Annotated in this window: 14 protein-coding genes and 4 tRNA genes; 5 read left to right on the top strand and 13 right to left on the bottom strand. The window is 63.1% G+C overall.

Features of this window, described 5'->3' with window-relative positions; all coding sequences use genetic code 11:
• Window positions 1–34: 34 nt before the first annotated feature.
• Window positions 35–955, top strand: coding sequence for an EAL domain-containing protein (locus APH35_RS08190; protein WP_060514530.1), 921 nt, complete (start codon window positions 35–37; stop codon window positions 953–955).
• Between the two features lie 29 nt (window positions 956–984).
• On the opposite strand, the gene APH35_RS08185 is transcribed toward APH35_RS08190, so the two are convergent.
• The 8 genes from APH35_RS08185 to APH35_RS08150 form a co-directional block, all read right to left on the bottom strand.
• On the bottom strand, window positions 985–1,353 hold the full coding sequence (locus APH35_RS08185) for a hypothetical protein (protein ID WP_012270990.1): 369 nt from the start codon (window positions 1,351–1,353) through the stop codon (window positions 985–987).
• Window positions 1,350–1,688 (bottom strand): helix-turn-helix domain-containing protein, encoded by a 339-nt coding sequence (locus tag APH35_RS08180; RefSeq protein WP_060514529.1) that lies wholly within the window; start codon window positions 1,686–1,688, stop codon window positions 1,350–1,352. Before APH35_RS08180 ends, APH35_RS08185 begins: the two co-directional genes overlap by 4 nt.
• Before the next feature lie 117 nt (window positions 1,689–1,805).
• Window positions 1,806–2,246: a YkvA family protein gene (locus tag APH35_RS08175; protein ID WP_012270988.1), complete on the bottom strand. Its 441-nt coding sequence runs from the start codon at window positions 2,244–2,246 to the stop codon at window positions 1,806–1,808.
• 288 nt (window positions 2,247–2,534) lie between these two features.
• Window positions 2,535–3,299, bottom strand: coding sequence for an FKBP-type peptidyl-prolyl cis-trans isomerase (locus APH35_RS08170; RefSeq protein WP_060492603.1), 765 nt, complete (start codon window positions 3,297–3,299; stop codon window positions 2,535–2,537).
• Between the two features lie 229 nt (window positions 3,300–3,528).
• A complete protein-coding gene (gene pcaQ / locus APH35_RS08165) occupies window positions 3,529–4,461 on the bottom strand; it encodes a pca operon transcription factor PcaQ (RefSeq protein ID WP_060492604.1) in 933 nt (310 codons plus the stop codon).
• Window positions 4,462–4,501: 40 nt separating this feature from the next.
• The gene (gene nirD, locus APH35_RS08160) at window positions 4,502–4,864 is read right to left on the bottom strand and encodes a nitrite reductase small subunit NirD (RefSeq protein WP_012270985.1); all 363 of its coding nucleotides are present in this window, start codon (window positions 4,862–4,864) and stop codon (window positions 4,502–4,504) included.
• Window positions 4,864–7,416: a nitrite reductase large subunit NirB gene (nirB, locus tag APH35_RS08155; protein ID WP_060514528.1), complete on the bottom strand. Its 2,553-nt coding sequence runs from the start codon at window positions 7,414–7,416 to the stop codon at window positions 4,864–4,866. The genes nirD and nirB overlap by 1 nt, the downstream gene beginning before the upstream one ends.
• 301 nt (window positions 7,417–7,717) lie before the next feature.
• Window positions 7,718–11,734 carry a bifunctional nitrate reductase/sulfite reductase flavoprotein subunit alpha gene (locus APH35_RS08150; protein WP_060514527.1) on the bottom strand — a complete coding sequence of 1,339 codons (4,017 nt, stop codon included), beginning with the start codon at window positions 11,732–11,734 and terminating at the stop codon, window positions 7,718–7,720.
• Window positions 11,735–11,983: 249 nt separating this feature from the next.
• On the opposite strand from APH35_RS08150, the gene map reads away from it, so the two are divergent.
• Entirely contained in the window at window positions 11,984–12,775 is a 792-nt protein-coding gene (map, locus tag APH35_RS08145; protein ID WP_374701320.1) for a type I methionyl aminopeptidase, read from the top strand.
• A gap of 87 nt (window positions 12,776–12,862) precedes the next feature.
• Here map and APH35_RS08140 read toward each other — a convergent pair.
• The 4 genes from APH35_RS08140 to APH35_RS08125 form a co-directional block, all read right to left on the bottom strand.
• Window positions 12,863–12,939, bottom strand: a tRNA-Asp gene (locus APH35_RS08140).
• 13 nt (window positions 12,940–12,952) lie between these two features.
• Window positions 12,953–13,028: transfer RNA gene (locus APH35_RS08135), tRNA-Val, on the bottom strand.
• 170 nt (window positions 13,029–13,198) lie between these two features.
• Window positions 13,199–13,275 (bottom strand) — tRNA-Asp (locus tag APH35_RS08130).
• A 13-nt stretch (window positions 13,276–13,288) separates the two neighbouring features.
• A tRNA-Val gene (locus APH35_RS08125) sits at window positions 13,289–13,364 on the bottom strand.
• A gap of 216 nt (window positions 13,365–13,580) precedes the next feature.
• On the opposite strand from APH35_RS08125, the gene rdgC reads away from it, so the two are divergent.
• The 3 genes from rdgC to sugE all read left to right on the top strand — a co-directional run bounded on the left by rdgC (window position 13,581) and on the right by sugE (window position 16,022).
• Window positions 13,581–14,501, top strand: coding sequence for a recombination-associated protein RdgC (gene rdgC, locus APH35_RS08120; RefSeq protein WP_003252510.1), 921 nt, complete (start codon window positions 13,581–13,583; stop codon window positions 14,499–14,501).
• Between the two features lie 123 nt (window positions 14,502–14,624).
• Window positions 14,625–15,599, top strand: coding sequence for a bile acid:sodium symporter family protein (locus APH35_RS08115; RefSeq protein WP_060514526.1), 975 nt, complete (start codon window positions 14,625–14,627; stop codon window positions 15,597–15,599).
• Window positions 15,600–15,704: 105 nt separating this feature from the next.
• Window positions 15,705–16,022 (top strand): quaternary ammonium compound efflux SMR transporter SugE, encoded by a 318-nt coding sequence (gene sugE / locus APH35_RS08110; protein ID WP_012270979.1) that lies wholly within the window; start codon window positions 15,705–15,707, stop codon window positions 16,020–16,022.
• Between the two features lie 9 nt (window positions 16,023–16,031).
• On the opposite strand, the gene APH35_RS08105 is transcribed toward sugE, so the two are convergent.
• Entirely contained in the window at window positions 16,032–17,909 is a 1,878-nt protein-coding gene (locus tag APH35_RS08105; RefSeq protein ID WP_060492608.1) for a 1-acyl-sn-glycerol-3-phosphate acyltransferase, read from the bottom strand.
• Window positions 17,910–18,019 lie beyond the last annotated feature (110 nt).

The raw sequence follows: 18,019 nt of genomic DNA, 5'->3' as shown, positions 1-18,019 counted from the left end.
AGATGCCCGGCCCTTTCATTTTCAGGATTACGTCATGACCGTTGCCGAACAGCTCGATGCCTTGAGTGCCATCCTGGCTCAACGCAGTATCCACAGCTTGTTCCAGCCGATCATGTGCCTGAGCGAGCAACGGGTGTTCGGCCATGAAGCGCTGACCCGTGGCCCTTCCAACAGCCCGCTGCACGCGCCGCTGAACCTGTTTACCATCGCCCGCCAGGCCGGCCGCCTGACCGAGCTGGAGGCCGCCTGCCGGGAGAGTGCCTGCCGACGCTTCAGTGAGCAGCAACTGCAAGGCAAACTGTTTCTCAACATCTCGCCCGAATCGCTGCTGGAGCCACACTACCCCTCCGGCCTTACCCTCAAACTGCTCGAACAGGTCGGGCTGCCCCCCAGCCGGGTCGTGATCGAGTTGACCGAACACACCCCCACCGACGACTTCCAGCTGCTGTCCAATGCCCTGCACCATTACCGCGATATGGGCTTTTCGATCGCCATCGACGACCTGGGGGCGGGCTATTCGAGCTTGCGCCTGTGGTCGGAGCTGCGCCCCGAATACGTGAAGATCGACCGGCATTTCATCGACGGTATCCACCGCGACCCGCTCAAACGCGAGTTCGTCGGCTCAATCTTGCAGATCGCCCGGGCGTCAAAGGCGCAGGTGATTGCCGAAGGCATCGAGCTGGCGGAGGAACTGGCGGTGCTGAGGGAGATGGGGGTAGACCTGGTGCAGGGTTACCTGCTGGGACGGCCGCAGGAGCTGGGGGTGCGGGAACTACCGGCGCTGACGAGCCTGCCGCCGGCCGAGCAACCGACAGTGCGCTTGAATGCCACGATCGGGCAATTGCTGGAGCTGCTTGGACGGCATCAGCACCTGAATGTACTGGAGGTGGTGGATGCGGACGGCAGGGCCTGCGGATTGATCCACAGGGATGCACTGCTTGTTACGACCTCTTAACGGACCGATTCACCCGTGAAGAAGCCTGATCAGGCAGACTCGGGGTAGCTGTACTCGAACACCCGGACCACCTCGGAGGCATGCCAAGAAGCGGCCTCCATACCATCGACCGGCCCGGTAAACCGCCCCAGCCGCTCGACACACTCAAAAAAGCCAGTACGCGGCAAACGGCTGGCGCCTTGGCTGATCACCAGCGAACTGCGCAAGGGCTGCTCGGCACGGGCATCCAACACGGCCAGGTATTCCAGCGCGGCGGTCAGCGTCTGCATGGCCGGGCTGGGTAGTTGCAAGCGCTCGATCAACGCTCGGTACGTCAGCAGGTGACGTTGTCGACGGGCCAGGTCAAGCTCGCCCAGCAGGTTATCCCAGTGCTGACGGCTGATCCTGACCTGGCTCATGATGGCTCGCTCCAGCCAGCCACCCCAAGATGCCAGGCCAAGGCGCGGCGGATGGCAGCATCCGGTTGGCGCTCGCCCGATTCGATCATGGCCAGATACGCCGGGCTCACCCCGACATTGCGCGCCAGTTGCTCAGGGGCAATGCCCTTGGCCTGGCGAATCTGGGCGACTTCGCTGAAGGCCGGTAATGGCGCACTGGCCGCCCCCCCCTGCGCTTCACTGACAACCGCCTCGGCAGGTGCCTGCCCCGCAGCCTTGAGCAAGGCCTGGTATTGCTCCCAGGGAACGACTGCGTACTCGGGCTGACCGTCCCGGCTGATGACCTGAATACCCATTACAAACCCCTTTAAAAAGGATTACAGCATGTAATCCGTAGGCATAACCCTTATGCCAATTATATTACCAACTCTGGGGTCTGTGCAGTTGAGGTGCAGTGAAGGCTCAGGCCGCTCTTAGTGCGTATTGCGTTCCAGCCGCAGCGCCTGCGGGGTGGCTGGCAGGCGCTCGACCACGCGCAGCCGTTCGGGCGCCTGGCTATCGCGCCAGGCTTTGAAGCGCGCCAGCTCGTCGGACACGGTTTTCAGCACCCAGCCCAGCACCGCGATGTCATCAAGAAAACCCACCCCCAGCAGCCAGTCGGGGATGGCATCGATGGGGCTGACGAAATACAGCAGGCCAGCCACGATGGTGACCAGCGCCCCAGGGCTGATGGCGCGGTACTCGCCGCGCCACCAGGCCAGGCACAGCGACTGTAACAGCTTCACATCTTCACGCAGCTGGCCGAGGCGCGGGCCTTTGCGCGCCACCGCGAACAGCAAGGCCGGCAAGCGGCCGCGGCTGAGCAGGCGCTCGGCCAATGGCAGAAAGCGGGCGAAATTCCAGGGTGCGCTCATGGAGCCTCCGAGAAGAAAAGGTTATCCACATTTATTGTGGATAACCTTGTGAACAGGGCGATATTTCTGACCTCCGGTGCCTGCCAGGCAAGGGTCCCGGTCAGATCGGGCGTTTTTTACACAGTCGTTTCACACCGGGGCTGGCTAAGCCGCAAACGATTTGCGTCAGAAACGTCCTACATCTTTACGCTTCATCTCCTCGGACAGTATCAGCTGTTGCAGGTTCGTCCAATCGGCACAAACGAAAACGCCCCGTCAGTGCGGGGCGTTTGCGACTACCAGCCAATGTTACTTGGCAGGTGCTTCCGCAGGCGCTTCGGCCGGGGCCTCACCTTCAGGCTCGGCACCTTGCAGCTGGGCCGGGTCCTTGATGGCGATCAGTTCCAGGTCGAACACCAGTACCGAGTTGGCCGGGATCAACGGGCTCGGGCTTTGTGCGCCGTAGGCCAGTTCAGCCGGAATGAACAGCTTGTATTTCTCGCCAACGTGCATCAGCTGCAGGCCTTCGACCCAACCTGGGATCACGCCGCTGACCGGCAGGTCGATCGGGCTGCCACGCTCTACGGAGCTGTCGAATACCTTGCCATCGATCAGCTTGCCTTCGTAGTGGACAGTGACCACGTCTGTCGGCTTAGGCTGCGGGCCGTCGGCCTTCTTGACCACTTCGTACTGCAGGCCCGAAGCGGTGGTGACCACGCCTGGCTTCTTGGCGTTTTCTTCGAGGAACTTCTTGCCGGCGGAGGCGGCTTCTTCGCTGGCCTTGGCCAGGCGCTCTTCGGCGCGCTTCTGCAATGCGGTGAACGCTTCTACCAGCTCTTCATCCTTGATGCGCTGCTCTTTCTTGCTGACGGCGTCTTCGATGCCGAGGGCGACTGCTTTGGAATCAAGGTCTTCCATGCCTTCCTGAGCCAGGCTCTTGCCCATGTTCAGGCCGATACCGTAGGAGGCTTTCTGCGCCGGAGTCTTCAGCTCGGGGCTGCTGGCCTGTTGGTCACAGCCAGCCAGTACCAGGCCTACCAGGGCAACCGCAGCCGCCAAACGATGCTGTTTCATGCTATTTCCTTGTTCATGCGCCATAAGGGCAATCAGGGTAAAGCCGCGAGCTTAGCAGGCGGCCATGACCAATGGCTACCGGCATAGGAGCGGGTTTTAGTAAGGAAGTTCAGTTGTTAAACGCTTATTAATGCGAGCGTTTGCAGCCATTGGCCAGTATTGACCCGTTGTGCCGTTTTTGCGCGGTCCAACCAGGGATTTATTTCGCTGGATTCTGAAAAGCCTGCAATCAGGGATATTGACCCTCGCGATACTCCCCTGCCACCTCACGCAGTACCTCGCACACCCATTGCCCAGGCAAGCTTTGCGGCAGGGCGGCGTTACGGCAGATGCCGACCGAACCGCCCGGCTCGCGCACGCCCAGGTCGAGCTCGACCAACTCGCCACGGCGCAGGTCCAGCAAGACCGCGTCGCGGGGCGCCACCCACAGTCCATCACTGCCCAGCAGGTAACGCCGGCTCAGGGCCAGCGACAAGGTTTCCAGGCGCTGCGCCGGCATCTGGATACCGCATTGCACAAACAGGCTGTCGGCATGCTGGCGGATGGTGGTGCCCGCCGGGGGCAGCACCAACGGGTAACGCCCCACCTGGGCTCGCTCCACCGGCGCGCTGGCCAGCAGCGGGTGACCGGGGCGTACCACCAGGCTCATCGATTCGCTGTACAGGTGCTCGAACGACAGGCCCTGGATCTGCGGGCTGTCGGTCATGCGCCCGACCACAAGCTCCAGTTCGCCCAGGTGCAGTTGGCCGAGCAGCTGAGCACTGACCCCGGTGACCACACTGATCACCAGCGCGTCATGGCGCTGGTGCAGGCGGCACAACACCTCGGGCATGAGCAGGCCCTCGACCGTGGACAGCACGCCTATACGTACCTGTGACGGCGCCCGCGCTTCGCCACGCAAACTGCTGACACCATCGCGCAGGGCCTGCACGCTGGGCCCGGCATAACGCATGAAGCGCGTCCCGGCGGGGGTCAGCTCGACACCCTGACGGCTGCGCGCGAACAAGCGCGCCTCCAACAGGTCCTCAAGTTCCTTGAGGGTTTTGGAGATGGCCGGCTGGCTGATCGCAAGCACGTCGGCAGCCCTGGCCAGGCTGCCCTGCCGGGCAATCTCCAGGAAGCACAGCAGGTGGCGGTATTTAATGCGGGTATCGAGGTTCATGCGGCAAGCTTAACGCATCGCCGCAAGCAGCAGCTGAACATCAGGCCACCGCCAACTCCACCGCCTCGCCATTGAATCGCACCGACCACACCCGAAGCTGTTGCCCGGCATCCTCCAGGCACTCGCCGCTCTGCAGGCTGAAATGCTGCTTGTACAACGGCGCCGCCACCACCAACTCACCCTGCACACTGCCTACCAACCCACGGCCGATGATGTTAGCGCCGGAACGCGGGTCGCGGTTGTCCACGGCATACAGCGGCTGGGCCTGCCCCGGCAGGTAGAACAGCGCCACCTGGGTGCCATCCAGCCACACGACCACCCCGGACTCGGCCACCAGGTCTTGCACCCGGCACACCACCTGCCAGGTCGCTTGGGTTTTCACAGCAGCATTGGACAGGTTCATCAGACAGCTTCCTCGATAGTTGGAATCAGGTGCAGCGGCGCAGCAGGCCGGCGTTGTTCGCGTTCGCGCACGAAGTGCATGTCCGGGTCGGCACGCCGGTCATTGACGAAGGTGCGGAAGCGCTTGAGCTTCTCCGGGTCGTTGAGGGCGTTGGCCCATTCGCATTCATACTGGTCGACCACATGCTGCATCTGCGCTTCCAGCTCGCTGGCCAAGCCCAGGCTGTCGTCGATGATCACCTGCTTCAGGTAGTCCAGCCCACCGTCCAGGCTCTCGCGCCAAACCGAGGTGCGCTGCAGCTTGTCGGCGGTACGGATGTAGAACATCAGCACGCGGTCGATCAGGCGTACCAGGGTTTCGTCGTCCAGGTCGGTGGCGAACAGTTCAGCATGCCGTGGGCGCATGCCGCCGTTGCCGCACACGTACAGATTCCAGCCCTTGTCAGTGGCGATCACGCCGATGTCCTTGCTCTGCGCCTCGGCACATTCGCGGGTGCAGCCGGACACGGCGAACTTGAGCTTGTGCGGGCTGCGCAGGCCTTTGTAGCGATCCTCCAGGCGCAGGGCCATGCCGACACTGTCCTGCACGCCGTAACGGCACCAGGTGCTGCCCACGCACGATTTCACCGTGCGGGTCGATTTGCCGTAGGCGTGGCCGGTTTCGAAGCCGGCTTCGATCAGCTCGCCCCAGATCAGCGGAAGTTCATGCAACTGGGCACCGAACAGGTCGATGCGCTGGCCGCCGGTGATTTTGGTGTACAAATCGTACTTCTTGGCCACCTGGCCAATGACGATGAGCTTGTCGGGGGTAATTTCCCCCCCCGGTATGCGCGGCACCACCGAGTAGGTGCCGTTTTTCTGCATGTTGGCCATGAAGGTGTCGTTGGTGTCCTGCAGCGGCACCAGCGCCGGGTCCATGATCGGCTGGTTCCAGCACGAGGCGAGAATATTGCCCACCGCCGGCTTGCAGATGTCACAGCCAACGTGGCCTTTGCCGTGGCGTTCGAGTAGTTCGCCGAAGGTGCGAATACCCTCAACCCGCACCAGCCCGTAGAGTTCCTGACGGGTGTAGGCGAAGTGCTCGCACAGGCTCTTGTCCACCGCCACGCCGCGGGCGGTCAATTCATGCTCGAACACCTGCTTGAGCAGGGCCGCGCAACCACCGCAACCACTGGCAGCCTTGGTGCAGCCCTTGACCGCCGCAAGATCGCTGCAACCGCTGTCGATGGCCGCGCACACCGCGCCCTTGCTGACGTTGTGGCAGGAGCAGATGGTCGCGCTGTCGGGCAATGCGTCAGCGCCCAAGGCCGGTGCGCCACCGCCTTGCGGCAAGATCAGCGCTGCCGGGTCGGCCGGCAAGGCAATGCCGTTCTGGGCGTATTGCAGCAGGGTGTCGTAATAGCTGTTGTCGCCCACCAGCACCGCGCCGAGCACATGCTTGCCGCTGGCGTCCACCACCAGCCGGCGGTAGGCGCTGTTGGCCTCGTCGATGAAGCGGTAGCTGCGCGCGCCAGGGGTGGCGCCGTGGGCATCACCGATCGAGCCGACATCCACACCCAACAACTTGAGCTTGGTCGACATGTCGGCGCCGGTGAACGCGACCGCCGCCTCCCCCATCAGCAACGCCGCCAGGTTGCGGGCCATGCCGTAGCCTGGGGCAACCAGGCCGAAAACGCTGCCGTTCCACGAGGCGCACTCTCCAATGGCAAAGATGCGTGGGTCGCTGCTGCGGCAGTGATTGTCGATCACCACACCGCCGCGCGCGGCGATCTCCAGGCCGCAGGCTCTGCCCAAGGCATCCTGTGGGCGGATACCAGCGGAGAACACGACCAGGTCGGTTTCCAGGTGCTCGCCGCCGTCGAAGTTCATGCGATAGCGGTAGCTTTCACCGTCGTTGATCGACTGGGTGGCACGTGACAGGTGCACCCCCACGCCCAGCGCCTCGATCTGCGCTTTAAGCGCGGCACCGCCCTCACCGTCCAACTGCACCGGCATAAGCCGTGGAGCGAATTCAACGACGTGGGCCTCCAGGCCCAGCGACTTGAGGGCGTTGGCGGCTTCCAGGCCAAGCAGGCCGCCACCGACCACCACGCCACGACGCGCACCGGCTGCGGCAGCGCGAATGCCATCAAGGTCGTCCAGGGTGCGGTACACCAGCCGGGCATTGCCGCTGGAGCCTTCGATCGGCGGTACGAAGGGGTAGGAACCGGTGGCCAGCACCAGTTGCTCGTAGCCGTATCGGCCCTCGGCGGTGACCACCTCGCAGCGCTCGCGGTCGATCTCCAGCACAGCCTCACCCAGGTGCAGGTGCACGCCGTTGGCGTTGTAGAAATCGTGCTCGCACAGGGCCAGGGTTTCGGCACAACTGCCACCGAAGTATTCGGACAGGTGCACGCGGTCGTAAGCGCGTTGGCGCTCTTCGCCGAACACCCGCACCTCGAAGCGCTGCAGGGCGCCACGGCTGACCAGTTGTTCGACGCAATGGTGGCCGACCATGCCGTTGCCGACGATGACCAGTCGCTCTCGTTGCCCGCTGCTCACTGTTGCCTTCATAAGCCGATCCTCGATCAAAAAAAAACGCCTGGAGCCGAAGCTCCAGGCGCCTTTGCCTGTATTCATCACGGTAGGGGCCCGGGTTGATCGCCGTTGATCAGCGGGGCTTGTTGTATTGGAGATAAAGCAGGGACTGTGCCAATTGCTTTACCTGTGGCGGCCTCTTCGCGGGTGAACCCGCGCCCACAGGGATCTCCAAAGGTCGGCAGACTTGTACGGTACCTGTAGGAGCGGGTTCACCCGCGAAGAGGCCGGCACAGGTATGCACATTCACAGTGCACAACAGCCCATCCCGGTGCGCTCAGTACACATCGCGCCTATACCGCTTGGCCTTGTTCAATGTTTCGACATAGGCATCCGCATCCACTTTCCCGTGCACGGCAATGACTTCACGTAACGCCGCATCCACATCCTTGGCCATGCGCTGGGCATCCCCGCAGACATAAAAATACGCGCCTGCCTCCAGCCATTGCCATACCTGTGCTCCCTGCTCTCGCAGGCGTTGCTGTACATAGATCTTCTCGGCCTGGTCGCGGGAAAACGCTGTATCCAGCCGTAGATGACCACCTGCCTGCCAGGCCTGCAATTGTTCCCGGTAATAGAAGTCGGTTGCCGCGTACTGCTCGCCAAAGAACAGCCAGTTACCGCCTTTCGCCCCCCGCGCCTCCCGTTCTTCGAGGAAGGCGCGAAACGGCGCAATACCAGTGCCAGGGCCAACCATGATTACCGGCACATTGTCGTCCTCGGGCAGGCGAAAGTGCTTCGACACCTGCGGGAAAATTGCCACCTTGAGTGCCTGCGCACGGTCAGCAAGGAAGCTTGAACACACGCCTTTACGTTCGCCATAACGCACCGTGGAAACCGTCAGGTGCACCTGCTCCGGGTGCGCCAGCGGGCTGGAGCTGATCGAGTAGAGCCGCGGCTGCAACGGCTTGAGCAGCTCCAGCCAGTGGGCCAGTGGCAACTGCTGGGGGAAGGCGCGCAGCACATCGGTCAACTGCCGGCCCCACAACCAGTCCTGCAGCTCGGCCTTGCACGCGGGCTGCAGCAGGCGCTGCAGGTCGGGCGCATTGCCTGCAAATGCTTGCAGCTGTTGAGGGCTTACCTTGGCAATTTCCAGATGCGCCTGCAGGGCTTCGGCCAGTGGCATGGCAGGCTGGCCTTTCAACTCGACCATGGCCTGGCCATCAAGCTGCGTCAGTGCCAGCAGCTCGTCGACCAGGGCCGGGCAATTGCGCGGCCACACACCCAAGGCGTCACCGGCGGCGTAGGTGAATCCGCTACCGCTCAGGTCGAAGACCAGCTGGCGGGTTTCCTTGCTGGCACCGGGGCCATTGAGCAGGCGATTTTCCCGCAAGGTGGCAGCCCAGGGTTGTTGCTTGCTGTAGGCCGCCACGGGTGCGGGGTCGCTGGCCGGTAGTGGCGCCGTGGCACTGCCCAGCTCGGCTAGCAATGCCTCGAGCCAGCCCGCAAAGGCTTCGTCAAAATCCGGCTCGCAGTCCACCCGTTGCAGCAGGCGCCGCCCTCCCAGCTCGGCCAGGCGCAGGTCGAGCTTGCGGCCAAAGCCGCAGAACTGATCGTAACTGGAGTCGCCCAGGGCCAGCACGGCATAGGGCAGCTCGGCGCAATGGGCGCCCTCCTCGCCCTGCAGCGCCTGCCAGAATGCCGCAGCGCTGTCGGGTGCATCGCCATCGCCAAAGGTACTGGCAATCAACACCACACTGGCAGCGCCCCGCAACTGGCTTGGGCTGACCGCCTCCATGCAACTGAGTTGCACACTCAGGCCAGCACCGCGCAGGCGTTCGGCACAGCGTTCGGCCAGCAGTTCGCCGTTGCCGGTCTGCGAGGCCCACAGCACCTGATGCAGTGGCACTGCCAGCGCCGCAAGGGGCGCAGTGGCAGGCTGGGCGAACAGCCCGGCCAGCAAACCGTCGACGAACAGCCGGCGGTTGGCAGCCAGGGGCGCACTGGCCGGCAGGGCGGGCACACCCTCGGCGCGAGCCTGGTCCAGGCCCAGCAGGAAACCTTGCAGGTAATGGCGCTCTTCTTCGGCCAGCACCGGGGTCGGCAGGGTGTCCAGGCCTAGCAGACGGGACAGGGTGGCGGTCGGCATGCGAGCAGGCTCCCGATTGGCAGTGTTCAGATCAAGGGCATCGATGCGCTCACTTGCGACCCGCTCCAGGGCCACGGCGCAATGTTTGAAGGCAGGCTGCAGTGACAACGGATCGACCGCATCGCAGGTCACGGCATTGATTGCCAACTGCTCGCCGATCAGGTCGTTCCAGTGAAACGGCGCGAAGCAGTTGCCCGGCATGACCCGGTCGCTGATACGCGCCGGTAGCACGGCTTGACCACGTCGCGAGCGAATGGCCACCTGGTCCTTTTCTGCCACTCCCAACCGGGCAGCATCATCGGGGTGGATTTCGACAAAGGGACCAGGCTCCAACTTGTTCAGCGCCGGCACCTTGCCGGTCTTGGTCAGGGTGTGCCATTGGTGCTGCACGCGGCCGGTATTCAGCACCATGGGGTAGTCGTCATCCGGCAACTCCGGCGCCGGCAGCCAAGGCCGAGCGAAGAAGCGCGCCTTGCCGCTGGCGGTCGGGAAGGCCAGTGCCGGCCGCTGCCCCTGGGCATCGAGCAACAGCGCCTGGCTGCTGCCGTCGTTGAGGTAGCGCAGCGGGCTGCGATCCTGTTCACGGCCCGGCGCACAGGGCCACTGGTGCGGTTGCGTACGCAGTTCGGCATAGCCGATGCCGCGCAGGTCGTAGCCGGTCAGCGGGTTGTGGAAGCGGCGAATTTCCTCGTACACCGCTTCGGCATCGGGGTAGTCGAATGCGTCGGCGTAGCCCATGGCACAGGCCACACGGGCAATGATCTGCCAGTCGGGCAGGCTTTGCCCTGGCGGCTGGACGGCGCGCGGCATCAGCGTCAGGTTGCGTTCGCTATTGATCATCACACCCTCGCCTTCGGCCCACAGCGCGGCCGGCAGCAAGATGTCGGCGTAGCGGTTGGTTTCGGTGTCGAGGAATGCATCCTGGGTAATCACCAGTTCGGCCTCGCGCAGCCCGTCGATCACTTGCTGGCGGTTGGCGACACTGGCCACCGGGTTGCTGCAGATGATCCAGCAGGCTTTCACTTCTCCGGCCTTCATCTGCTCGAACAGCGCCACGGTGCCCTCACCGCCTTCGCTGCGCAGGCTGCACGGCGCCAGCTGCCACTGCTGCTCGACAAAGGCGCGGTCCGTTGCCACCAACGCCGAGCGCTGGCCTGGCAAGCCAGGCCCCATGTAGCCCATCTCGCGGCCACCCATGGCATTGGGCTGGCCGGTCAGCGAGAACGGGCCGCTGCCGGGGCGGCAGATGGCCCCCGTGGCCAGGTGCAGGTTACAGATGGCGTTACTGTGCCAGGTGCCGTGGATGCTCTGGTTAAGGCCCATGGTCCAGCAGCTCATCCAGTTGCTGGCGCTGCCGATCCAATCGGCGGCCTGGATGATATCGGCCTCCGCCAGCCCGGTGATGGCGGCTACGCGCTCGGGGGTATAGTCGTCGAGGAAGGGTGGCAGTTCGTCCCAGCCTTCGGTGTAGAGGGCGATGAAGTCGGGGTTGGTGTGGCCGTTGCGCTGCAGCAAGTGCAAAAGGCCGTTGAGCAGGGCCATGTCGCTGCCTGGGCGTACTTGCAGGAACAGGTCAGCCTTGTCGGCGGTAGCGCTGCGCCGGGGGTCGACGACGATCAGCCTGGCCCCGGCCTTGACCCGGTCGAGCAGGCGCAGGAACAGAATGGGGTGGCAGTCGGCCATGTTGGCGCCGATCACCAGGAATACGTCGGCGTGCTCGAAGTCCTGGTAGCTGCCGGGTGGGCCATCGGCGCCCAGCGACAGCTTGTAGCCGCTGCCGGCGCTGGCCATGCACAGGCGCGAGTTGGACTCGATATGGCGGGTGCGGATAAAGCCTTTAGCCAGCTTGTTGGCCAAGTACTGGGCCTCCAGCGACATTTGCCCGGACACGTACAGCGCCACGGCGTCAGCGCCGTGCTGGTCGATGATGCCGCGCAGGCGCATGGCAGTGTCGGTGATGGCCTGGTCCATGCTGGTGCGCACCGGCGGCTGGCTACGTTGTTGGCGCACGTAGGCGTCAGCCATGCGCCCGGCGGCGCTCAGCGGCAGGTGTGCGGTGAGGCCTTTGGTGCACAGGCGGCCGAAGTTGCTGGGGTGCTGCTTGTCGCCACTGATCTTGCCGACCTTGCCATCGGCAACGCTCATGACGATGCCGCAGCCAACGCCGCAGTAGGGGCAGACGCTGCGCACTTCGCTGTTGGCCATGGGCGGGCTCCTGTGGGGAACGCAAAAAGGCGCCGGCTGCTCCGGCTTGCGCAAGCAAGCGGGACAACACGGCGCCTTTGTCGTGAGGTTGTGTGGGCTGTCGACGTTGACCGCCCTGGATGGGAGGTAAGTCAGCAATTAATGGGCCAGCCGCCTCACGCTCCCACAAAGGCCGTGCTGTGGCCTATCTTGCGCACCATGCGGTGGCAACTTCACAGCCCCAGGCGCTATGCTGGGGCACATTCCAGCATGAGCAACTGCCCTCCCCCTATGCCTCAGGTGATCATCAAGACCCCCGCCCAACTCGACCTGATGCGCCGCGCCGGCCAACTGCTGGCCCAGGTGTTCGCCGACCTCGACAGCTTCATCCGCCCCGGTGTCACCACCATGCAGATCAACGATCGCGCCGAGGCATTCATCGTCGATACACTCAAGGCGCGGCCAGCGAGCAAAGGCCAGTACGGCTTCCCCTACTCGCTCAATACTTCGGTGGACCATGTGGTGTGCCACGGCATACCCAAAGTCGATGAAGTGCTCAAGGAAGGCTCGATCATCAACGTCGACATCACCCTGGAACAGGGCGGCTACATTGCCGACTCTTCGAAGATGTATGGCATCGGAGCGATCAGCGATGAAGCCCGGCGGTTGGTCGACACTACCTACGACGCATTGTGGAAAGGCATCGAGCAGGTGCGCCCTGGGGCGACGCTGGGTGATATCGGCCATGCCGTGCAGGCCCATGCCGAGGCTGCGGGCTACAGCGTGGTACGCGAGTATTGCGGGCACGGCATTGGCCAGCAGATGCATGAGGGGCCCGAGGTGCTGCACATTGGCCAGCGCGGCATGGGCATGAAACTGAAGCCGGGCATGGTGTTTACCATCGAGCCGATGATCAACCAGGGTAAGCGTGGCACGCGAGAAATGAAGGACGGCTGGACGGTGATTACCCGTGACCACAGCCTGTCGGCGCAATGGGAGCACACCGTGGCAGTGACCGAGCAAGGGTTCGAGGTGCTGACGCTGCGGGAGGAAGAGCGCTGACGCTGAAACTGCAGGCACAAAAAAAGCGACCCTAAGGTCGCTTTTTTTGTTACTTCCGGGTGTTCAGTGGGCCCTGGAAGTGGAATATGGCGCAGCGGACGGGACTCGAACCCGCGACCCCCGGCGTGACAGGCCGGTATTCTAACCGACTGAACTACCGCTGCGCTATACATCGAGTGGTGGGTGATGACGGGATCGAACCGCCGACCCTCTGCTTGTAAGGCAGATGCTCTCCCGGCTGAGCTAATCACCCATGTCTCTCGGTGTGGCGCGCATTCTACGGGCGACTTTGCGCTCTGGCAAGCACTTATCGAAGTTTTTTCAAACTTGGATCAAACAGCAAAATACAGGCACAAAAAAAGCGACCCTAAGGTCGCTTTCTTTGTTACTTCCGGGTGTTCAGTGGGCCCTGGAAGTGGAATATGGCGCAGCGGACGGGACTCGAACCCGCGACCCCCGGCGTGACAGGCCGGTATTCTAACCGACTGAACTACCGCTGCGCTATACATCGAGTGGTGGGTGATGACGGGATCGAACCGCCGACCCTCTGCTTGTAAGGCAGATGCTCTCCCGGCTGAGCTAATCACCCTTCGTCTCGGTGTGGCGCGCATTCTACGGACGGCCCCACACCCTGGCAAGCACTTTTTAAACTTTTTTCAAAAAAAACCTCATGCCTTTCAAAGACCTAGCGTTGGCGTGCGTTTCTTTCCCGCATTAGTCACTGCTGGCCCTGTGACAGGGCTGGCCTCAGATCAGCGCACGGAGAATAATGCCCGCCTTATGCATTAAGGAGAGATTGCCCCTCATGTGGTTCAAGAACCTGCTGACCTACCGCCTGACCCAGGAAGTTCCGTTCGAGCCTGAAGCGTTGGAAGCCGCCCTGGCCAGCAAGCCGGCCCGCCCATGCGCCAGCCAGGAGCTGACCACCTACGGTTTCGTCGCGCCGTTCGGCAAAGGCGAAGACGCTCCCCTGGTGCATGTCAGCGGCGAGTACCTGCTGATTGCCGCACGCAAGGAAGAACGTATCCTGCCTAGCAGCGTGGTCAACGACGCGGTCAAGGAAAAGGTCGAAGAGATCGAGACCGAGCAAATGCGCAAGGTCTATAAAAAGGAACGCGACCAGATCAAGGATGAGATCATCCAGGCCTTCCTGCCGCGCGCGTTCATCCGCCGCTCGATGATCTTCGCCGCCATCGCCCCACGCCTGGGCGTGATTCTGGTCAACTCGGCCAGCGCCAAGCGTGCCGAAGACCTGTTGTCGACCCTACGTGAAGTGATGGGCTCGCTGCCGGTGCGCCCTGCCACGGTAAAAATTGCGCCGGTTGCCACCATGACCGACTGGGTCAAGTCGCAGCAAGCCGCCGAAGGCTTCTATGTGCTGGACGAATGCGAGCTGCGCGACACTGCCGAAGACGGCGGTATCGTGCGCTGCAAGCGCCAGGACCTGACGGGCGAGGAAATCCAGCTGCACCTGAGCACTGGCAAGGTAGTGACCCAGCTGGCCCTGGCCTGGCAGGACAAGCTGTCGTTCATTCTCGACGACAAGATGGTCATCAAGCGCCTGAAATTCGAAGAGCTGCTGCAGGAGCAGGCCGAGCAGGACGGTGGCGATGAGGCAGCGCAGCAGTTCGATGCCAGCTTCCAGCTGATGATGATGACCTTTGCCGAGTTCCTGCCGGTGCTGTTCGAAGCGCTGGGTGGGGAAGAGATTCCGCAAGGGGTCTGATGTTCTCTTGAAGGACCGGTGCTGGCCTGGAAGTGATTTTTTGCCTGCACCAGCCTCTTCGCGGGTAAACCCGCGAAAGGGCCAATAAAATCCACACAGCTATAAAAAGAAAAGGAATTGCCCATGCGTGCCCTCGCCGCCTTAAGCCGCTTCGTCGGCAATACCTTCGCCCTGTGGGTGCTGGTTTTCGCCGTGCTGGCTTTCCTGCAACCGCAATGGTTCATCGCCCTCAAGGTGGCCATTGTGCCGCTGCTGGGGCTGGTGATGTTCGGCATGGGCCTTACCCTCAAGCTCGACGACTTCGCCGCCCTCGCCCGCCAGCCTTGGCGGGTGATGTTGGGCGTGGTCGCGCACTTCGTGATCATGCCCGGCATGGCCTGGCTGCTGTGCCAGCTGTTCCACCTGCCGCCGGAAATTGCCGTGGGCGTGATCCTGGTTGGTTGCTGCCCAAGCGGCACGGCATCGAACGTGATGGTCTGGCTGTCGCGTGGCGACCTGGCGCTGGCCGTGGCGATCGCTGCGGTCACCACCCTGCTGGCACCGCTACTGACCCCGGCGCTGATTTGGTTCCTGACATCGGCCTGGTTGCCGGTGTCCTTCATGGACATGTTCTGGTCGATCCTGCAGCTTGTCATGCTGCCGATCGTGCTCGGCGTGCTGGCCCAGCGCTTGCTCGGTGCCCGCGTGCAGGCGGCGGTGCAGGTGCTGCCGCTGGTGTCGGTGGTGAGTATCGTGATGATCGTGTGTGCGGTGGTGGCGGCCAGCCAGGCGAAAATCGCCGAGTCGGGGTTGCTGATCATGGCGGTGGTGATGCTGCACAACAGCTTCGGCTATTTGCTGGGGTACCTGACCGGCAAGCTGTGCAAACTGCCGCTGGCCCAGCGCAAGTCGCTGGCGCTGGAGGTGGGCATGCAAAACTCCGGGCTTGGCGCGGCACTGGCAGCAGCGCACTTCTCGCCACTGGCGGCGGTGCCGAGCGCCTTGTTCAGTGTTTGGCACAATATTTCCGGGGCGCTATTGTCCACCTGGTTCCGGCGGATGAATGAGCCGGCGGTGGAAACCGAAGCAGTGGAACCCGCCCGCACAGGCTTGCCCTGAAACCTTCAGGTGTGCACCATAGTGGCCACTGTGAGGACGACCTCACGACGCACCGCGTGACCATTCCGGGGACGGCCCCATCATTCAAACGATGGAGACACACTCATGTCCTGGATCATCCTGTTCTTTGCCGGCCTGTTCGAGGTCGGCTGGGCCGTCGGCCTGAAATACACCGACGGCTTCAGCAAGCCGATTCCCACCGTACTTACCGTCGGCGCCATGGTCATCAGCCTTGGCCTGCTGGGCCTGGCCATGAAGGAGCTGCCACTGGGCACCGCCTATGCCATCTGGACTGGCGTCGGTGCCGTGGGCACGGTGATCGCTGGCATCATCCTGTTCGGCGAATCGATGGCCCTGGTACGGCTGGTCAGCGTGGCACTGATCGTCTGCGGCCTGGTCGGCCTTAAAGTCAGCGCCAGCTAACCCCCTCCCCTAGCGCAGGTTACCGCGCAAACGGCTGACCTGCTCGCGCAACAACTCTGGCTGCGCCGCCTCCACTGGGATGGCGGCGCCTGCCACAATGGTCACCCGCGACCACAGGCGCTTGAAAAAGCCCTTGGCCGGGTCGCGGCTGAAGAAGCTGCCCCACAGCCCCTGCAAGGCCAGCGGAATCACCGGCACCGGCGTTTCTTCGAGGATGCGGTTGACGCCGCCCTTGAACACATCGATTTCGCCATCACCGGTCAACTTGCCTTCCGGGAAGATGCACACCAGCTCCCCCTCGGCCAGGTACTGGGCAATTCGCGCGAAGGCGCGCTCGTAGGTCGCCAGGTCTTCGTTACGCCCGGCTATCGGGATGGCGCCAGCTGTGCGGAACACGAAGTTGAGCACCGGCAGGTTGTAGATCTTGTAGTACATGACAAAGCGGATCGGCCGGCGGATAGCCCCACCCAGCAGCAGCGCATCGACGAATGAAACGTGGTTGCACACCAGCAACGCCGCGCCTTCGTCAGGGATGCGTTCAAGGTCGCGATGCTGCACGCGATACATCGAATGGCTGAGCAACCAGATCAGGAAGCGCATGGTGAACTCGGGCACGATCCTGAAGATGTAGGCGTTGACCGCGATGTTGAGCAGCGACACCACTAGGAACAGCTGCGGGATGGTAAAGCCTGCCAGCCCCAGCAGGACAATGGTGAGCACCGCCGACACCACCATGAACAAGGCATTGAGGATGTTGTTGGCCGCGATCACCCGGGCCCGCTGGTCTTCGGCCGTGCGGGCCTGGATCAACGCATACAACGGCACGATGTAAAAGCCGCCGAATACCCCCAGACCGACGATCGACAACAAGATCCACCAGGCCTGGCTCATGCCCAGCAGCGCCAGCCAGTCGTGCGGCGCCGCCGCAGCCGGAACATCACCGGAATGCCACCACCACAGCAAGCCGAACAGGGTCAGGCCGAACGAGCCGAACGGCACCAGGCCAATCTCCACCTTGCGCCCGCTAAGGCGCTCGCACAGCAATGAGCCCAGGGCGATACCCACCGAGAACAGCGTCAGCACCAGGGTCACCACCGTGCCGTCACCGTGCAGCCAGTCCTTGGCGTAGGCCGGGATCTGCGTAAGGTAGATGGCGCCGACGAACCAGAACCACGAGTTGCCGACGATCGAGCGCGACACCGCTGGCGGCTGGCCCAAGCCCATGCGCAGAATCGCCCAGGACTGCTTGAAGATGTTCCAGTCCAGTGTCATCTGCGGCGATGCGGCGGCAGCCCGGGGGATCCAGCGGCTGGCCAGGTAGCCGAGCACCGCCGTGCCGACCACGCCACCGGCCACCACCGAGGCGTAGCTGTCGGCCGACATCATCACCCCGGCGCCGATGGTGCCAGCGAGGATGGCGAGGAAGGTGCCGGTTTCCACCAGCCCATTGCCGCCGACCAACTCTTCCTCACGCAGGGCCTGCGGCAGGATTGAATACTTCACCGGGCCAAACAGCGCCGAATGGGTGCCCATGCCGAACAGCGCCACCAGCATCAACGCCAGGTGGTTGGTGATAAAGCCCAGCGCACCCACTGCCATGATCGCGATTTCGGCCAGTTTGATCGCGCGGATCAACGCGTCCTTGGCGAACTTTTCACCAAACTGCCCGCCCAGTGCCGAGAACAGGAAAAACGGCAGGATGAACAGCAAGGCGCACAGGTTGACCCAGATCGACCGGTCGCCGTCGCCCAGGCTGAGCTTGAACAGGATCGCCAGAATCAGCGACTGCTTGAACAGGTTGTCGTTGAAGGCACCCAGCGACTGGGTGATGAAAAACGGCAGGAAACGCCGCTTGCCGAGCAAGGTGAATTGCGAGGAGTGACTCATCGTCCATGGTCCTGAGGGCTTTTCAATTGGAGGCGCGCCGGGCACGCCAGGCCACAAATCTGCATGGGAAATGCGTTGACTGGCAAGCCGTGCCTTCAGAACAGGTACTG

It is taken from the genome of Pseudomonas sp. NBRC 111132, assembly GCF_001320565.1.
Classification (GTDB): domain Bacteria; phylum Pseudomonadota; class Gammaproteobacteria; order Pseudomonadales; family Pseudomonadaceae; genus Aquipseudomonas; species Aquipseudomonas putida_P.
This window is presented reverse-complemented; position numbering and strand designations above follow the sequence as displayed.

Bases quoted from the DNA above. Each gene is read 5' to 3' on its own strand.
- APH35_RS08170 (WP_060492603.1), bottom strand. From the start codon at position 3,299: ATGAAACAGCATCGTTTGGCGGCTGCGGTTGCCCTGGTAGGCCTGGTA.
- APH35_RS08185 (WP_012270990.1), bottom strand. From the start codon at position 1,353: ATGAGCCAGGTCAGGATCAGCCGTCAGCACTGGGATAACCTGCTGGGC.
- APH35_RS08150 (WP_060514527.1), bottom strand. From the start codon at position 11,734: ATGGCCAACAGCGAAGTGCGCAGCGTCTGCCCCTACTGCGGCGTTGGC.
- APH35_RS08180 (WP_060514529.1), bottom strand. From the start codon at position 1,688: ATGGGTATTCAGGTCATCAGCCGGGACGGTCAGCCCGAGTACGCAGTC.
- sugE (WP_012270979.1), top strand. From the start codon at position 15,705: ATGTCCTGGATCATCCTGTTCTTTGCCGGCCTGTTCGAGGTCGGCTGG.
- map (WP_374701320.1), top strand. From the start codon at position 11,984: ATGAGCAACTGCCCTCCCCCTATGCCTCAGGTGATCATCAAGACCCCC.
- pcaQ (WP_060492604.1), bottom strand. From the start codon at position 4,461: ATGAACCTCGATACCCGCATTAAATACCGCCACCTGCTGTGCTTCCTG.
- APH35_RS08190 (WP_060514530.1), top strand. From the start codon at position 35: ATGACCGTTGCCGAACAGCTCGATGCCTTGAGTGCCATCCTGGCTCAA.
- APH35_RS08175 (WP_012270988.1), bottom strand. From the start codon at position 2,246: ATGAGCGCACCCTGGAATTTCGCCCGCTTTCTGCCATTGGCCGAGCGC.
- nirD (WP_012270985.1), bottom strand. From the start codon at position 4,864: ATGAACCTGTCCAATGCTGCTGTGAAAACCCAAGCGACCTGGCAGGTG.
- APH35_RS08115 (WP_060514526.1), top strand. From the start codon at position 14,625: ATGCGTGCCCTCGCCGCCTTAAGCCGCTTCGTCGGCAATACCTTCGCC.
- nirB (WP_060514528.1), bottom strand. From the start codon at position 7,416: ATGAAGGCAACAGTGAGCAGCGGGCAACGAGAGCGACTGGTCATCGTC.
- APH35_RS08105 (WP_060492608.1), bottom strand. From the start codon at position 17,909: ATGAGTCACTCCTCGCAATTCACCTTGCTCGGCAAGCGGCGTTTCCTG.
- rdgC (WP_003252510.1), top strand. From the start codon at position 13,581: ATGTGGTTCAAGAACCTGCTGACCTACCGCCTGACCCAGGAAGTTCCG.